This window comes from Janthinobacterium aquaticum, from assembly GCF_009208565.1.
Classification (GTDB): Bacteria; Pseudomonadota; Gammaproteobacteria; order Burkholderiales; family Burkholderiaceae_D; genus Janthinobacterium.
The window spans coordinates 180,806-196,525 of the sequence record NZ_WFLK01000014.1 but is presented as its reverse complement, the minus strand read 5'-3'; the positions used below and the strand labels follow the sequence as shown (position 1 = coordinate 196,525).

Genomic DNA, 15,720 nt, shown 5'->3' with positions numbered 1-15,720 from the left:
CCGCTCCTCTGCTCCAGCGCTAGTGCACTGCGGCCACCCGCTTGCGCAGCGCCTCGAACATTTTGGGAATGCTGTCGCGGCTCATGCTGTCGACTATCCAGCCAAACCCCATCGGCACCGGTCCCGGATCGGTATAGACCTGGTACTTTATCGATGTCTGGCTGGCGTCCGACGCCTCTGGCGCCAGTTGCCACAGGCCGCTGGTGTCGGCGATGGTTTCGTCAGGACTCAAGCCTTCGGTCGGCACCAGCTTCCAGCGCAGCTGGCAACTGCCGGCGCTGGCGGCCGGCGTCATTTTCAAGCGGTATTGCTTGGTTTTACCCATCGGCAGCTTGAGCGTGATGTCGACCAGCGAAGCGCCCGCACCGGCCGGCGCCACCTTGACCTTGTCGACATTGGGCATGAACTGCGGATAGCTGGCGTAGTCCTGGATGGCGGCGCACAAGGTAGCCACGCTGGCCGGCATGCTGGTGCTGGCGGCAAAGGTCTTGCCGGGCACGCCGGGTTTGCTGAGATCGGTGAGCTGCACCTCGGCAGCGGTGGCAGTGGCGGCGGCGCTGAGCGCCAAACTGGCGGCCAGGGCAAGCAATCGGGTTTTCATGGCGTTTCCTTGTCGATGCGTGCGCGCAACGCTTCCACGTCCACGCGCTGCAGATAGCGTTCGATATTTTTCCAGATGGCGTGATAGCCGTAGCCGCCGTTCTTCAGTTCATCGAGGGCTTTTTCGCGCGGCCAGTCCTGGTACAGCATGCGGTACATGGCCGTCATCATGCCGGTGCGGTCGGCGCCATGCAGGCAATGGAGCAGCACCGGACCTTGCTGTTCGGCGGCGCGGATGGTACGCATCGCCTCGATCACGTGGCTGTCGCGGATGGCCCAGGTATTGATGGGAATGCGTACGGCGCGGATGCCGCTGCCTTCAAGCACCTTGGTATCGGCATGAAACGAGCGCAGGCTGATCACCGTTTTCACGCCCAGCTTTTGCAACTGCGCCACGTCGTCGGCATCGAGCATGGCGCTGCGGTACAGGCTGGGCGTGACCTGGTGCAGGTTCGACACGTGCGGCAGCGGCGTGGCCCATTCGGCATTGCGCCCGGACGGCGCGTCCGCTTGCGCGCGCACCGGCTCGATCACCAGCATCATCGACAGGGCCAGCAGGGGAAACAGGGTGGAATTCATGCTTTTCTCCGGTAGGAAAGCCATAGCAGCACGCCGGCCAGCAGCAGCGAGACCCAGTAGTCGGTCGGTGCAAACCACAGCCAGTGCTTGTGCCAGGCGACATCGGCAGGATTGAACCGGGCCACGCCGTAGGCGGAGTTAAAGACAAACCACAGATAGTCTTCGATAATCCAGAACAGCATGATGCAGCCGACGGCGCGGCATTCGAGGCGCGCCGACCACTGCGCCATGAACAGCATCGGAAAGTGAAAAAACAGCGCAATGAACGGAAACACCCAGGCATGGTAGCCGGTCATCGGACGCCCGCCCCAGAAAATGTCGAGCAGCCAGTGATGCTCGATGCGCCAGGTGGGCAGATTGGCAGCCCAGCCGGCCGGCCCTTCGATCTGGATTTCCACCTGTGCGAAAAACAGTCCGAGCAGCGCCACCCAGGCCAGCGTCAGCGCGATCTGCCACGGCTTGACCGCCGCGTCACTCATGCGCCGGCTCCTTCGGCCAGCACCTGTTCGACCACCACTGCGCCGGCAAGCGGCCGGCCCAGTGCCAGCGCCCTGGCGCGCATGTCGGCCAGCTGCGAGGGATGGGCCAGCAGATGCTGTACGCGGTATTCCAGCGTCACCGCATCAAACGCCTTCAGGGCCACGCCCTGCTCGAGCAGATAGTCGGCGTTGCGCTCTTCCTGGCCCGGTATCGGCGAATTGACGATCATCGGCAGACCCAGCGCCAGGCACTCCGAGGTCGTGAGGCCACCAGGCTTGGTAATGACCAGGTCGGCGCAGGCCATCAGCCGTTCGACCTGGTTGGTAAAGCCCTGCGCCAGCAGGCGTCCCGGATGCTGGCCGGCCAGTTTCTCCAATGCCGCCAGCGCCGCCGCATTCTTGCCGGCCAGGACGATCAGCTGGAAGTCTGCCTCCAGCGCCAGCAGGCGCGCCGCTATCGTGTCAAGGCTGCCCAGGCCCGCGCCGCCGCCCATCAGCAAAATGGTCTTGCGCTGTGGATCGATGCCAAACTGGGCGGCGCACTGCGCGCGCTCGGGCGCCTGCGCAAACACCGGCATGACGGGAATGCCGGTCACATGGATCTGCGCGGGCGCAATGCCTTCGTGGCGCATGCGAAACGCCACTTCGTCGGTGGCGGCAAAGTAGCCGCGCATATGCTCGTGCACCCACATGCGGTGCAGGTCGAAATCGGTCACCTGCACCCAGACCGGGCAGTCCAGCTGCTGCTGGCGCAAGGCGCGCGACAGCAGTTCGGCCGGCAGGAAATGGGTGCAGACAATGGCGTCGGGGCGAAAGGCGGCGATCTGCTGCATCAGCGCGCGCGTGTTGAGCCGCTCGACGGCGCGCCGCAGCCGCTGCATCGAGCTGTTTTGCGGTGCCGCGTGGGTTGCCTGGTACAGATAGCCCCACAGCGCAGGCGCCTTGTTGACCAGCTTGATGTAGAAATCGGTGTACAGCTTGCGAAAGGCCGGCGTGACGAAATCCATCACGTCCAGGTGGCTGGCCACGACGGCCCCGCCGCCGCCAGCCTGCGCCGCATAGGCCTCGATGGCCTGCGCGGCGCGCATATGGCCGGCGCCGGCCGATACGCTCAATACAAGAATTTTCTTCGGTGCTGCGGCAACTTGCAGTGTCATATGCTGGCATCCATGGCATCCCGGTCACGGGGAGGACGCCAGCATAGCATTTTCACCATACTGCACGATTGGGCGCTTTTGTTCGCGCGTGCTTATTTCTGCAGCGGCGCCACATCGGCGCGCATGACCGGATACAGGTTCAATCGCTCATCCCACGAGCTGTGGCGGCGCGCAAAAAATTCCAGCCGTGCCTTGGGGTTTTTGGCAAATTCGGGATCGCTGGCCAGTTTCGCCTGGAACGCCTGCGCCAGCGCCGGGTCGGCGGCCATCTGGGCGCGCGCCACGTCTTCGGCCACATAGTCTTCCATGTATTCCTTGCGCTCAAACGCCGTATTGAAACTGCCCCAGGCCAGCAGCGAATCGGGCGCCAGCGGCTCGAACAGCGCCACCACCAGGCGCGACTTGGCCTGCGCTACCGGCACGTACAGGGCGCCGGCGCCAACGGCGCGCGTTTCCGGCTGCCACGAGCCCTGCACGCTGGCCGTCTGGCGTCCTTCGAACGACTGCGCACCGAATTTCACCTGGGTGGCGCGGAAAGTTTCCACCGGCTGCGCGGCAATCGCAGCGGGCAGCACCTGGTAGGCCACGCCATGCTGGCGCAACTTGGCTGCCACCATCTGTGCGCGCGCAGCCGGCACGATATAGCCGGCTTTCGGTGCATCGATCTCGATATCGGGCACGATCTCGTCGCGCAGCGGCACCGTCCAAAGTTGCGGCGTTTTTTCATCGTAGCGCGTCATCAGGGCGCCCGACACCTCGGACGGCGTGCGCGTATAGGCGTAACCACGAAACTCGATCATGCGACTGTGCGCGGTGGTTTTATACGTCAGCGGCAGCACGCTGCCGGCCAGGGCGCTGGCGCGTGCATCGGCCTCGTGCGCCGTTTGCTGCCACGCCTGGCCATGCTGCGCCATCTGTTCGAGCAGCGAGACGATGGTGTTGCGGGTAATGCGCACGCGGGTCGGATAGTCTTTCCACGAGTGGGTTTCGACCAGCATGCCGAAGCGGTTACGCAGCAGGAAGTAGCCATGCGAAAAACGCGGATTGGGGGCCGAATCGACAAAGCCCGATTGCGGGTCGTCTTCTTTCGCAAACGAGTTATAGAACGGTTTCGGGTCCGAACCCTGGCGGGCCAGGTCGGCCAGCACATTGTCGCGCAGCGCCGTGCCGGCCACGCGCAGGGCGGCATCGCCCGCATGCACGGGTTCGACCTGCACCGAAATATCGGGCTCGAACTGCGCGCCGTCGGTCACGTGCAGGTCGACATAGGCCAGCGGATCCCAGGCATTGACCAGCGCCAGCATATGCTGCATTTCAGGCGCGTCGGCCTTCATGTAGTCGCGGTTCAGATTGTAGTTCTGCGCCGTGCTGCGCCAGCCCATTTCCACCGGGCCGCGCTGGTTGGGGCGATTCCACTGGCCGAAGCGCTCATGGCCGTCGATATTAAACACCGGCACGAACAGCAGCACCTGCTTGTCGAGCGCGCCCTTGGCCGCCTGGCCGTCGAGCACCTGGCGCAACGCCAGAAAACCGGCGTCCTTGCCGTCGATCTCGCCGGCGTGGATGCCGCCCTGCACCAGTAGCACCGGCAGCTTGCGCTGCTTTACCGCCTCAGGCGTCAAAGCGCCCGTATTCGACACGGCCAGCACCAGCATCGGGCGGTTCTCCGGCGTGCGGCCAAATTCAAAACAGCGCACCTGCTTCGGATAGCGCGCCTGGAACTGGCGGCACAGCGTTTCCACTTCGGCGTAGCGGCCCGTCTGTACAAAGCCGGAGCGCTCCGACACGGTGGTCAAGGGCGCCGCAGCTTGCGCCTGGGTAGCGAACAGGGACAACAACACGAGGGACAACAGGGTATGGCGTGGCATCGGGCAGGCTCCGGCAGTGGGAAGGAAAGCGGACGATTATAGGGTCAAACAGACGCAAAAAAAGCCGGGACAGCGATACTGTCCCGGCTTTTTGCTACCTCACTCACCTGCTCGGTTCAATCAACTGCCAAAGTGGTAGTTGAATTCGATCCAGCCCTGGCGGCCGACCGGGCTGTAATTGCCGATCGGGTAGTACGGCCAGCCGCCGCTGCTGTCGCGCTTGATCTTGTCAAACACGTTGTTGACGATCACCGACAGGCTGGCGCGATCGCTGATGCGGTACACGGTGCTGATGTTGGCCAGCGCGGTGGGCGTCAGGTAGGCGGTGCCGGCGCTGTTGGGCACCTTGCCGTAGCGGCTCACCAGCAGCGTGTTGGACCAGTCGCCGGCACTCCAGTTGACGCTCAGGTTGAGCTTGTCGGGCCAGTCCATATTGGTCATCGATTTGGTTTCGTCGATTTCCTCGTCACCGGCGAACTGCTGCGATTTCTTGCTCAGCACTTTGGCATAGTTGGCCTTGAAGGCAAAGCGGCCGTAGTCGCTGGTGCGCAGCAGGTACTTGGCGCTGATGTCGATGCCGCTGCTGCTTTGCTTGGCCGCGTTGATCGGGTTGACCGTAATGGTCTTGATCTCGCCGGCCTTGTTCAGGGCCGTGGCCGAATAGCGCTCGATGCGGCCGAGCGTATCGACGCAGGTCGGCGAATTGATGTCGGTCTTGCCCAGGCGGCAATCGGCTTCATCGCGCAGCAGCTTGTCGTCGCTGAGGTTGGTCACCAGGTCATCGATCTTGATGTTCCAGTAGTCGACCGAGACGTCGAAGTTGGCGCTTGGCGACCAGACGGCGCCCACGCCAAACGACTTGCCTTTTTCCGACTGCAGGTCGCGGCTGCCGTTCTGCACATAGTCGGCGCCAGGCGACTTGTTGGCGAACTCGCAGGTCTCGATCGGCTGGCCGGTCGCGCCGCAGCGGTAGTAGTCGGTGGTGCTCGAATAGTAGCCGGTGCCGCGCGCCTGGTAGATATAGTTCATGTCCGGTGCGCGGAAGCTGGTAGCGTAGTTGGCGCGGAACAGCAGGTCGGGTGCCGGACGCAGTTCAAGCCCACCGTTATACGTGAATTTGCCTTCCTTGCGGCCGGCAAAGCTGTAGCGGTCATAACGGCCGGCCAGCGTGCCGGTCAGTTTTTCATGCAGCGGCAGGTTCAGCTCTGCACCGAGCGCCGCGCGCGAGCGGGTGCCGGTGGTCAGGCTGGAGCCCTGCGCCAGATTGAAATAGCCCTGGTTGATGCGCGCATCGGGTTCATTGCGGAAGCCCTGCTTGCCCAGTTCGGCAATCGTGGCAATCTTGGCGGTGCCGGCCGGCATCTGGAACAGGTCGCCATTGGTGGCCAGGCTCAGGGTATTGGTCCAGGCCTTGTCGTGGCTGGTGGCGTAATCGGTAATGGTGTCGAATTCGGCTGGCGTCAGCGCGCGCGACAAGCGTGCCGGGTCAGGTGCGTAGACGGCCACGCCATTGGCGTCGGTGCCCAGTTTCGGCCCCAGGAAAAAGCTGTCGATATTGGCCCGCATGCGCGGCACATGGCCTTCGCTCTTGTAGATCGAGGCGTTGTAGTTCGCTTCATACTGCCAGGCGGTGCCGGGAATGGTGCCCTTGGCGCCCAGCGAGATGGCGGTGGCCAGGTCGTCCCAGCTGCGGTTGTAGCGCTGCACGCCGCCGATTTCTTCAGGCGAGATATAGCGTGTCCACTCTTCGTAGGCGCCGGTGTTCTGGTTCAAGAACGAGCCGCCATTGAGCGAAGCCGAGGTCCATGACGGGCCGCGCGTGTTGTTGATGGTCTTGTTCTTGCCCAGCAGAAAGTCGGCAAACAGGGTGGTGTCGGCATTGAGCTCATAGTTGGCGCTGCCGAACACGTTCTGGCTTTCGTTCTTGGTCTGCGTGGTCCAGTAGGTCGGGCGCGTTTTCGGGCTGGCGCAATAGCTGCCGTTTTTGGCCGTGTACTTGATCACGCTGCCACCGTACATGTCGCCGAAGTCATTGCAGGTGTTGCCCAGGTCGACATAGCTGCCGGACGTACCGGACTGCAAGGTGCGGCGCGAAGCAACGATGGTCGGCGTGCCCGAACGGCTCGACATAAAGTCGCGGTCCATGCTCGACAAAGGGTCGCGCTGGCTCAGCTCGACGCTGAACAGGGTGTGGAGCTTGTCGAAATTGCCGCCGCCGGTCAGCTGCACGCGCTGGCTGCCGGCGCCGCCGCGCGAGGTGCCGCCGGCCTTGACGTTGATATCGAAGCCTTCGGCCTGTTTTTTCAGGATCACGTTGACCACGCCGGCAATCGCGTCCGAACCGTAGATGGCCGAGGCGCCGCCGTTGAGGATCTCGATACGGTCGACAATGCTTGACGGGATGTTGGCCAGGTTGGTGAAATTGACCGCGCCGTCATAGGCGATCGGGAAGTCGGCCAGGCGGCGGCCGTTCAGCAGGATCAGCGTGTGGTTCGGGCCCAGGCCGCGCAGGCTGATGGTGTTGGCCGACGGCGTGAAGGTGTTGCCGTAGTCCTCGCCCTGCGTAAAGCCGCTGTTCTGCACTTGGTTGTTCAGTGCATCGAAGACGTTCTTGTAGCCTTGCTTGGTGATTTCATCACCGGTCAGGATGGTCACCGACGACGGGCCTTCCAGGCTGGCGCGCGGAATGCGCGAGCCGGTGACGACGACTGCCTGCGGGGTAGCTGCGGCAGTGCTGTCCGCTGCAGGCGCCGGCGTTTGTGCCTGCGCCTGCGTTGCGGCGCCGCCCAGCATGGCCAGTACGGCGAAAGTGAGCGGGTGTAACTTGAACTGTTTGTGCATTGCTAAAATTCTTAGAGGTAAGAAACCCCGCACAATATCAAGTTACACTCCGTTACAGAACGAATGCTTTCTTCTTTCCTTATACGAATATTGTTATAAGCAAAGATCAGCGTACGGCAATCTCCTTGTATTGCGGCCGCAACAGGCGCATCGCCACGCTTTCCGAACTTTCCATGGTCGCCAGCAGACGGCTCATGCCGGTCGCCGGTGCACAGCTGCCGGTGGTGCGGTAGCGCAGCGCCGCGGCCAGCATCGCTTCATTGCTGTCGCCCAGTGCGTGCGCGTAGTCGTCCGCGACGCTGCAGGTAGGCGACATGCCGTCGGCAAAATCTCCGAACCCCTTGGCATTGACGCCCTTGAACTGCACGGCAAAGTAGGTAGTGCCGCAATTGGGCTGCGGATAAAAGCCATACGGCTTGCCACAGGTGGTGCCACCGATCAGGTTGACCTCGACATCGACGCCGCGCAGGCTGTTGATAATCGACTCGCTGGCCGAGCAGGTGCTGCCAGTGGTCAGCAAGGTCACGCGTTTGAGGCCCAAGTACGGCAAGGCCTGGTTGGCCGTGACCGGCTGTGGTGCGGCAAAGCCCACGCTGCGGCTACGGAACAGCATCGGCGCTTCGGCCCGGGTCTTGTCATTGAAGACGAGCTGCTCGAACGTCTTGCCGCTGGTGGCCTGCGGCCCGGCAATCATGTAGGCCAGTTCGTTGGCGATATCGAGCAGACCGCCGCCGTTATAGCGCACGTCGAGCACCAGGTCGGTGATGCCGGCCGCCTGGAACTGCTGTATGGCGGTGATCAACTGGCGCTCGGCCACGTTGTTGTGGGTATTGAAGGTCAGGTAGCCGACCTTGCCGGTAGGCGTATCGATAATACGCTGGTTTTGCACGGCAGTAGTATCAACGTTGGCTGCCGTCAGGCTGGTGCTGACGGTGCTGCCGTTGCGGCTGAAAACCAGGTTGTGGGTACCAATCGTACTGGGCGACAGGCCGGCGTTCAGGGTATCGACATTGGCCTGGCCGCTGGCGCTGACAAAGTCCACGCCATCGACGCTTTGCAGCACGTCGCCGCGTTGCAGCCCCGCACGCGCGGCCGGCGAGCCCGGTTCAATCATGGCGATCACGGCGCGCCGTGGCGGCGTATTGCGCTCGATGCCCAACAGGAAGCCGTAACCGAATTCAACGCCCTTGAGCGACGCTTCCCACTCGGCGGTGGCGTAGGTAAAGTGAAACTGGTCCTTGGGCTTGCCCGAGGCGGTGGTGGCGCTGGTTTTCAATACATTGAAATAAGCGACCGGCGTGCTGTAGTTTTGCGGCAGCAAATTGGTCGGTACTTCCTGGTACCACAGGTAGGTTTCATCGATCCAGCTGCGCACCCAGGTCTGCTCGTTGAGCAAGGTGCCCTGCTGATCAGTGGCGTTGCCGCTGCGCGGCTTTTCGCACCGGTTCTGCACCGTGGCGGACGCCACGATGGTAGGCGTGGTGGGCGTGGTGGTGGTCGGTGGCGTGCTGCCACCATTGCTGACAGCAGGAGTGCTGTCGCCCCCTCCGCCGCCACAGGCACTCAACACGACAAGAACTGGCGCTGCCAGGGCAAACAAACGCATCGATTTCATGAAATATTTTCCTTAAAGAAACTATTTTAATTATAGTGCTTTTTAAGAAAACAATTGCTTATTTCTATAGTAAAAATGATACCGGTAAAAAATGGCGCCCGCAGGCGCCATTCGTACCAGCACGGCCGGCGACGATCAAGCCATCGTGACCATCTCGACCGCTGGCCGCGCTGCCGCCGCCGGTGGCGCATTGAAGGCGCGCAGCAGGCTCGCTTCCTTCTCTTTTGCCGCCTGCAGGTGACGCTCTTTCACATGGCCATAGCCGCGGATATCTTCCGGGATGCTGGCAATGGCCACCGCCTGCGCCAGTTTGGCCGCCGTCAAGCGTGGCAGCAAGCCGCCCACCGTGTCGCGGTATTCGGCGATCAGGGCGCGCTCCATCTTGCGCTCGGCGGTGCGGCCAAACACGTCAAACGGACCACCGCGCAGGCCTTTGAATTTGGCCAGCAGGCCGAAGGCCTTCATCATCCACGGACCATATTCCTTCTTGATCAGATGGCCCTGCGCATCGGTCTTGGCAAAGATCGGCGGCGCCAGGTGGAATTTAAGCGTGGTTTCGCCCTCGAACATGGCGGCGATCTTGGCCTGGAAAGCGCCGTCGGTGTACAGCCGCGCCACTTCGTACTCGTCCTTGTAGGCCATCAGCTTGTAGAAGTAGCGCGCCACTGCTTCGGTCAGGCGCAGATGCGGCGTGCCCAGTGCGCTTTCGGCCGAGCGGACCTGGCCGACAAAGTCCAGGTACTGCTGCGCATAGGCGCGATCCTGGTAGGCCGTCAGCAGCGCCACGCGTTTCTCGATCAGGTCGTCCAGCGTCTCTATGCGCTTGAATTCGACCACCTTTGCTGGCGTGGTCATGCGCACCAGGCTGGCCGTATCATGCGCGCCGGCGCGGCCCCAGTTGAAGGCGGCCTTGTTGAAGCCGACCGAGACGTTGTTGAGTTCGATCGCCTTCATGATGGCCGCCTCCGACAGCGGCACCTTGCCCTTTTGCCAGGCGTAACCGAGCATAAACATATTGGTGGCAATCGAATCGCCCATCAGCGCGGTGGCGATCTGGCCGGCATCGATAAAGTCCACATGGTCGGCACCGCAGGCTTTTTCAATTTCCAGGCGCGCACCAACACCGGGGAACTGCCAGTCCGGGTTTTTCACAAAGGCGGCGGTGGACGAGCTGGTCGAATTGATCATGGCCCAGCTGCGACCCTCGCCCATGCGCGACAGCGCATCGCGGCTGGCAGTGACGATCAGGTCACAGCCGATCACCAGATCGGCCGCGCCGGTGCCGACACGGGTCGAGTGGATATCGTCCTGGCTATCGGCCAGGCGCACGTGCGACATCACCGGACCGCCCTTTTGCGCCAGGCCGCTCATGTCGAGCACCGAACATCCCTTGCCTTCGACGTGGGCGGCCATGGCCAGGATCTGCCCCACCGTCACCACGCCGGTGCCGCCGATACCGGTCACCAGAATGCCGAACGGCTCGGCCGTCGATGGCAGTTGTGGTGTCGGCAGTGCCGGCGCCTCGGCACTTTGCTCGGTACTGGCGGCTTTCTTCGGCTTTTTCAGCCCGCCGCCTTCCACCGTCACAAAGCTCGGGCAAAACCCGGTGGTGCACGAAAAATCCTTGTTGCACGAGGACTGGTTGATCTGGCGCTTGCGCCCCAGCTCCGTTTCCAGCGGCTCGACCGACAGGCAGTTCGACTGCACCGAACAGTCGCCGCAGCCTTCGCAGACCGCCTCGTTGATGACAGCGCGCTTGGCCGGGTCCGGGTATTCATTGCGTTTGCGGCGGCGGCGTTTTTCCGAAGCACAGGTCTGGTCGTAGATCATGGCCGACACGCCTGGCATATCGCGCAGTTCGCGCTGCACGTCCATCAGCTCGGAGCGGTGGCGCACGGTCACGCCGTCGGCCCAGGCGTAGTCGGACGGGTATTTTTCCGGCTCGTCCGTCACCACGATAATCGGGCTCACGCCTTCGGCGGCGATCTGGCGCGAAATCAGTGCCGGCGACAGCGGGCCGTCGAATTCCTGGCCACCGGTCATGGCCACCGCATCGTTGAACAGAATCTTGTAGGTAATATTCACCTTGGCCGAGACCGCCGCGCGGATCGCCAGGATGCCCGAATGGAAATAGGTACCGTCGCCAAGATTGGTAAACACGTGCTTTTCATTGGTGAACGGCGCCTGGCCAACCCAGGTCACGCCTTCGGCGCCCATATGGGTGAAGGTCGACGTTTCGCGGTCCATCCACAGCACCATATAGTGGCAGCCGATACCGGCCAGCGCGCGCGAGCCTTCCGGCACCTTGGTCGAGCTGTTGTGCGGGCAGCCCGAGCAGAAAAACGGCGTGCGGTCCTTTTGCGGATCAGGTTTCACGCTGATCGCTTTCAACACGTTTTCTTTTGCTTCCAGGTAGGCGATGCGCTGCTTGACGCGCTGCTCGACCGGATGGCCGGCATAGTAGCGCGAAATGCGGCTGGCAATCGCGCGCGCGATCATGGCCGGATTGAGCTCGTAGGTGGCCGGCAGCAGCCAGTCGCCGTGACCGGTGCCCTTCTGATTGCTCCACTCGCCCGTGTCGTCGAACTTGCCGACCACGCGTGGCCGCTCGCCATCTTTCAGGTTGTACAGCTCTTCTTTCAGCGCATATTCGAGGATCTGGCGCTTTTCCTCGACCACCAGGATTTCATCGAGGCCTTTGGCAAATTCGTGCACGCCATCGGCTTCCAGCGGCCAGGTCATGCCGATCTTGTAGAGACGGATGCCGATATCGGCCGCCACCTGCTCGTCGATGCCCAGGTCAGCCAGTGCCTGGCGCGTGTCGAGATAGGACTTGCCGGCGGTGATGATGCCGATGCGCGCTTTCGGGCTGTCCCAGATAATCTTGTTGAGCTTGTTGGCACGCGCATAGGCCAGCGCGGCGTACCACTTGTAGCTGTTCATCCGCACTTCCTGCTCCAGCACGGTGTCGGGCCAGCGGATATTGAGGCCACCGGCCGGCATTTCGAAGTCAAGCGGCAGCGCGATCTGCACGCGGTCCGGGTCGAAATCAACCACGGCGCCCGACTCGATAATATCGGTCACGCATTTCATCGACACCCATAGCCCCGTATAGCGGCTCATGGCCCACGCGTGCAGGCCGTAGTCGATATATTCCTGCACCGACGATGGATAGAGTACCGGTATGCCGCAGGCGTTGAGGATATGGTCGGACTGGTGCGCGGTGGACGAGGACTTGGCGGCATGGTCGTCACCGGCCAGCACCAGCACGCCGCCGTGTTTGGCCGAGCCGGCGTTGTTGGCATGCTTGAACACATCGCCGCAGCGGTCCACGCCGGGGCCTTTGCCGTACCACATGCCGAATACGCCGTCGTATTTGGCGTCCTCGAACAGATTGGTCTGCTGCGTGCCCCAGACGGCCGTGGCGGCCAGGTCCTCGTTCAGGCCCGGGTGGAACTTGACGTGATGGGCGTCCAGGTATTTTTTGGCTTTCACCGCCGTCATGTCGACGCTGGTGACGGGCGAACCGCGGTAGCCGGTGATATAGCCGGCCGTGTTCAAGCCCGCTTTCAGGTCGCGCTCGCGCTGCATCATCGGCAGGCGGATTAAAGCCTGGGTGCCGGTCATGAAGGCGCGGCCGCGCTCAAGCGTGTATTTGTCGTCGAGGGAAATTTCGCCCGCGTGCGGGCCCGGCTCAAGACTCGAGCCCTTGATTGGTGCGTTCATTACTTGTCTCCATTATTCTCGGTGCTACGCGTGCAAAGTCGGTTTAACCCACACGGACCGGTCGCGCCTTGTAAGCGGGCCGGTGCGGAATATATGTTTTTTTTATCTTAGACTACCACAGGCGTGCGCGCAGTTCTTTGCTGCACTGCACTTCCGGGTTGCTCATTTTTTGTGCTGCAGTGTCAGATCAGGCAATGTCGGATTACGCTGCGCTAATCCGACCTACGTCCATGGCGCGTGACACGTAGGTCGGCTTAGCCCGCAGGGCGTAAGCCGACAAATCCCACATCATCAGCGCGGGCCAGGTCACCCGGAACAGCGTAACCCGACAAACCCCACCACAGTCTACACCCCCTGCAACACCCCGCGCTTGATCTGATCGAGCTCGATCGACTCGAACAGCGCGCGGAAGTTGCCTTCGCCGAAACCCTGGTCGCCCTTGCGCTGGATAATCTCGAAAAAGATCGGGCCGATCACGGTCTGCGTGAATATCTGCAGCAACAGTTCGCGCTCGGTCTCGGTGCTGTGGCCGTCGATCAGGATGCGCAGTCGGCGCAGCTCGTCGAGCTGCTCGCCGTGATTGGGCAGGCGGCGGTTGACCAGTTCGTAATAGGTCTCGATGGTGTCCTGGAAGTCGATGCCGGTATCGCGCATGCCCTGCACGGAGCCATAGATATTGTCGGTGCCCAGCGCAATATGCTGGATGCCTTCGCCGTGGTACTGGTCGAGGTATTCGGCGATCTGCGACTTGTCGTCCGAGGATTCATTGATCGGGATGCGTATCTTGCCGCACGGCGAGGTCATGGCTTTCGACTTGAGACCCGTGTGCTTGCCTTCGATATCGAAATAGCGCACTTCGCGGAAGTTGAACAGGTTCTCGTAGAAGCCGGCCCATTCCTTCATGCGGCCACGGTGCACATTGTGCGTCAGGTGGTCGATATAGGTCAGGCCGTGGCCGACCGGATTGGCCACTGCGCCCGGAATGGCCACGAAGTCGACGTCGTAGATGCTGATATCGCCGATGCCACCCGGCGCCGGTGCGCCTGCCTTGTCGGCGGCCTTGCCGCGCCAGCGGTCTACAAAGTACAGCAGCGAGTCGCCCACGCCCTTGATGGCAGGGATATTGAGCTCCATCGGGCCGGTCTTGTTGTCGAAGCCCCAGGCGCCCAGCTCGAGCGCGCGGCGATACACGAAGGCGGCGTCGTCAACCCGGATCGCAATGGCGCAGACCGACGGGCCGTGGTGGCGCGCAAAGCGCTGCGCGAACGAATCCTGTTCGGCGTTGATAATGAAATTGATATCGCCCTGGCGGTACAGGGTGACGTCCTTGTGGCGGTGGCGCGCGATGGCGGTAAAGCCCATGTTCTCGAACAGCTTGCCCAATGCTTTCGGGTCTGGTGCTGCATACTCGACGAACTCGAAACCATCGGTACCCATCGGGTTATCCCAAGGTTGAAATTGCATGTTGTCTCCTCCTAGAAGTAGGCACAGTATAGGCGGGGCCGTCCGGCATTAAATGCCAAAGATCGGACGAACATTCGGGATTTGCGCAATAATATTGCGTGAAACAAGGACTACTGGAGCCAAGCATGAGCAAAATTACGCTGGATAAAACAGACCGCAAGATTCTGTCGGTATTGCAAGCCGACGGCCGCCTGTCGAACCAGGACGTGGCCGAGCAGGTCAGCCTGTCGCCGTCACCGTGCCTGCGCCGTGTCAAGCGGCTGGAAGAAGCCGGCGTGATCCGCCAGTATGTGGCCTTGCTGGACCCGGAAAAGATCGGCCTGGGACTGTTGGCGTATGTCAATGTGCGGCTGGAAAAGCACAGCGACGCGTCGGCCAACGCGCACAGCACGGCGCGCGTGCTGGCGCCCAACCTGGTCACCACCACCTCGCCACGCGCCGACTTTGCGGTGGCCGTGTCACAGTGGCCCGAAGTGGTGGCCTGCTATGCGATGACCGGGGAAATGGATTATCTGCTGCGCGTGCATGTGGAAGACATGGAGCATTTTTCACGCTTCATGATGGCTACCCTGCTGCGTCACCCGGCCGTGCTGGACGTCAAATCGAGTTTTGCGCTGCAGCGCATCAAGGATACCACCGCGCTACCCCTGCTCTGACGGCGCGGCTTTCTTGCGCCCAGGCAAGCGCTGCAGCAGCTTGCTGGCGGCGCGCGCGTTGGCTTTCAGCGTGTAGTCGAACATGGCAAACTGTTCCTGCACCGCTTCTTGCAGCATGCTGCCCGGGTTCGGCGGCAGCAGCTTGAGATAGGCGTCGGCCTCGCCATATTCGCGCTGGATTTCCATGCCGGCTTTTTTGGCGATATGCATCATGGTCTTGTTGGACGACAGGCAATGCATATACAGGGTATCGACATCGTTGTTGCGGCAGTGCATCGCTGCGCGCTCGAACAGTTTCGAGCCCACCCCCATGCCGCGCGCCGACCTGGCCACCGACACACCAAACTCGGCCACCTGTTCCTTGTCGGTCACCGCGCTTTTGACCGGCGTCTTTTCCTTTGGCGCAAAGGCCAAGTGGCCCACGCCGACCAGCTTGAAGCCGCTGCTGTAGACGCCCAGGATCATGTCGCGCGAAAAATCCATCTTCTGCACGTATTGCGTGACCAGTTCGTCAGGCAAAGCACTGCCAAAGCGCAGCAGGCGGTCACTTTTTTCCAGCGCCAGGAAATGCCTGAGCATGCGGCGCCGGTCACGTTCGTGCAGCTGTTTGACCAGTACGGTCGGGCGCGCATCGGCGCCAGCGCGACCGCTGCGGCCCAGCCAGCGGCGGAAAGCATCTTGAAATAATTTGGGGATGGCCACGTCAACTCCAGTCTACAGTGTTGCCGCAAAAAC

At 62.1% G+C, this 15,720-nt stretch carries 11 protein-coding genes; 1 reads left to right on the top strand and 10 read right to left on the bottom strand.

What is annotated here, in order from left to right; all coding sequences use genetic code 11:
- Window positions 1-19 precede the first annotated feature (19 nt).
- The 9 genes from GCM43_RS20795 to hppD form a co-directional block, all read right to left on the bottom strand.
- Window positions 20-601: an SRPBCC family protein gene (locus tag GCM43_RS20795; RefSeq protein WP_152247794.1), complete on the bottom strand. Its 582-nt coding sequence runs from the start codon at window positions 599-601 to the stop codon at window positions 20-22.
- Window positions 598-1,179 (bottom strand): dual specificity protein phosphatase family protein, encoded by a 582-nt coding sequence (locus tag GCM43_RS20790; RefSeq protein WP_152247793.1) that lies wholly within the window; start codon window positions 1,177-1,179, stop codon window positions 598-600. Before GCM43_RS20790 ends, GCM43_RS20795 begins: the two co-directional genes overlap by 4 nt.
- Window positions 1,176-1,658, bottom strand: coding sequence for a hypothetical protein (locus GCM43_RS20785; RefSeq protein WP_152247792.1), 483 nt, complete (start codon window positions 1,656-1,658; stop codon window positions 1,176-1,178). The genes GCM43_RS20790 and GCM43_RS20785 overlap by 4 nt, the downstream gene beginning before the upstream one ends.
- Entirely contained in the window at window positions 1,655-2,815 is a 1,161-nt protein-coding gene (locus GCM43_RS20780) for an MGDG synthase family glycosyltransferase (protein ID WP_226929588.1), read from the bottom strand. Before GCM43_RS20780 ends, GCM43_RS20785 begins: the two co-directional genes overlap by 4 nt.
- A 92-nt stretch (window positions 2,816-2,907) precedes the next feature.
- Window positions 2,908-4,683: a M14 family metallopeptidase gene (locus GCM43_RS20775; RefSeq protein ID WP_152247791.1), complete on the bottom strand. Its 1,776-nt coding sequence runs from the start codon at window positions 4,681-4,683 to the stop codon at window positions 2,908-2,910.
- Window positions 4,684-4,803: 120 nt separating this feature from the next.
- Window positions 4,804-7,524, bottom strand: a complete 2,721-nt coding sequence (locus GCM43_RS20770; protein WP_152247790.1) for a TonB-dependent receptor plug domain-containing protein — start codon at window positions 7,522-7,524, stop codon at window positions 4,804-4,806.
- A 106-nt stretch (window positions 7,525-7,630) separates the two neighbouring features.
- On the bottom strand, window positions 7,631-9,139 hold the full coding sequence (locus GCM43_RS20765) for a S41 family peptidase (RefSeq protein ID WP_152247789.1): 1,509 nt from the start codon (window positions 9,137-9,139) through the stop codon (window positions 7,631-7,633).
- Between the two features lie 135 nt (window positions 9,140-9,274).
- Window positions 9,275-12,865: an indolepyruvate ferredoxin oxidoreductase family protein gene (locus GCM43_RS20760; protein ID WP_152247788.1), complete on the bottom strand. Its 3,591-nt coding sequence runs from the start codon at window positions 12,863-12,865 to the stop codon at window positions 9,275-9,277.
- Between the two features lie 345 nt (window positions 12,866-13,210).
- Entirely contained in the window at window positions 13,211-14,329 is a 1,119-nt protein-coding gene (gene hppD / locus GCM43_RS20755; protein ID WP_152247787.1) for a 4-hydroxyphenylpyruvate dioxygenase, read from the bottom strand.
- A 125-nt stretch (window positions 14,330-14,454) separates the two neighbouring features.
- On the opposite strand from hppD, the gene GCM43_RS20750 reads away from it, so the two are divergent.
- On the top strand, window positions 14,455-14,985 hold the full coding sequence (locus GCM43_RS20750; RefSeq protein ID WP_152247786.1) for an Lrp/AsnC family transcriptional regulator: 531 nt from the start codon (window positions 14,455-14,457) through the stop codon (window positions 14,983-14,985).
- Here the strand turns inward: GCM43_RS20750 and GCM43_RS20745 are convergent.
- Window positions 14,971-15,687 carry a GNAT family N-acetyltransferase gene (locus GCM43_RS20745; protein WP_413770973.1) on the bottom strand — a complete coding sequence of 239 codons (717 nt, stop codon included), beginning with the start codon at window positions 15,685-15,687 and terminating at the stop codon, window positions 14,971-14,973. The genes GCM43_RS20750 and GCM43_RS20745 overlap by 15 nt on opposite strands.
- Between the last annotated feature and the right edge of the window lie 33 nt (window positions 15,688-15,720).

Excerpts from the sequence above, each read along its gene's own strand:
- GCM43_RS20770 (WP_152247790.1), bottom strand. The coding sequence starts at position 7,524 with ATGCACAAACAGTTCAAGTTACACCCGCTCACTTTCGCCGTACTGGCC.
- GCM43_RS20750 (WP_152247786.1), top strand. The coding sequence starts at position 14,455 with ATGAGCAAAATTACGCTGGATAAAACAGACCGCAAGATTCTGTCGGTA.
- GCM43_RS20775 (WP_152247791.1), bottom strand. The coding sequence starts at position 4,683 with ATGCCACGCCATACCCTGTTGTCCCTCGTGTTGTTGTCCCTGTTCGCT.
- GCM43_RS20795 (WP_152247794.1), bottom strand. The coding sequence starts at position 601 with ATGAAAACCCGATTGCTTGCCCTGGCCGCCAGTTTGGCGCTCAGCGCC.
- GCM43_RS20760 (WP_152247788.1), bottom strand. The coding sequence starts at position 12,865 with ATGAACGCACCAATCAAGGGCTCGAGTCTTGAGCCGGGCCCGCACGCG.
- GCM43_RS20780 (WP_226929588.1), bottom strand. The coding sequence starts at position 2,815 with ATGACACTGCAAGTTGCCGCAGCACCGAAGAAAATTCTTGTATTGAGC.
- GCM43_RS20765 (WP_152247789.1), bottom strand. The coding sequence starts at position 9,139 with ATGAAATCGATGCGTTTGTTTGCCCTGGCAGCGCCAGTTCTTGTCGTG.
- hppD (WP_152247787.1), bottom strand. The coding sequence starts at position 14,329 with ATGCAATTTCAACCTTGGGATAACCCGATGGGTACCGATGGTTTCGAG.
- GCM43_RS20790 (WP_152247793.1), bottom strand. The coding sequence starts at position 1,179 with ATGAATTCCACCCTGTTTCCCCTGCTGGCCCTGTCGATGATGCTGGTG.
- GCM43_RS20785 (WP_152247792.1), bottom strand. The coding sequence starts at position 1,658 with ATGAGTGACGCGGCGGTCAAGCCGTGGCAGATCGCGCTGACGCTGGCC.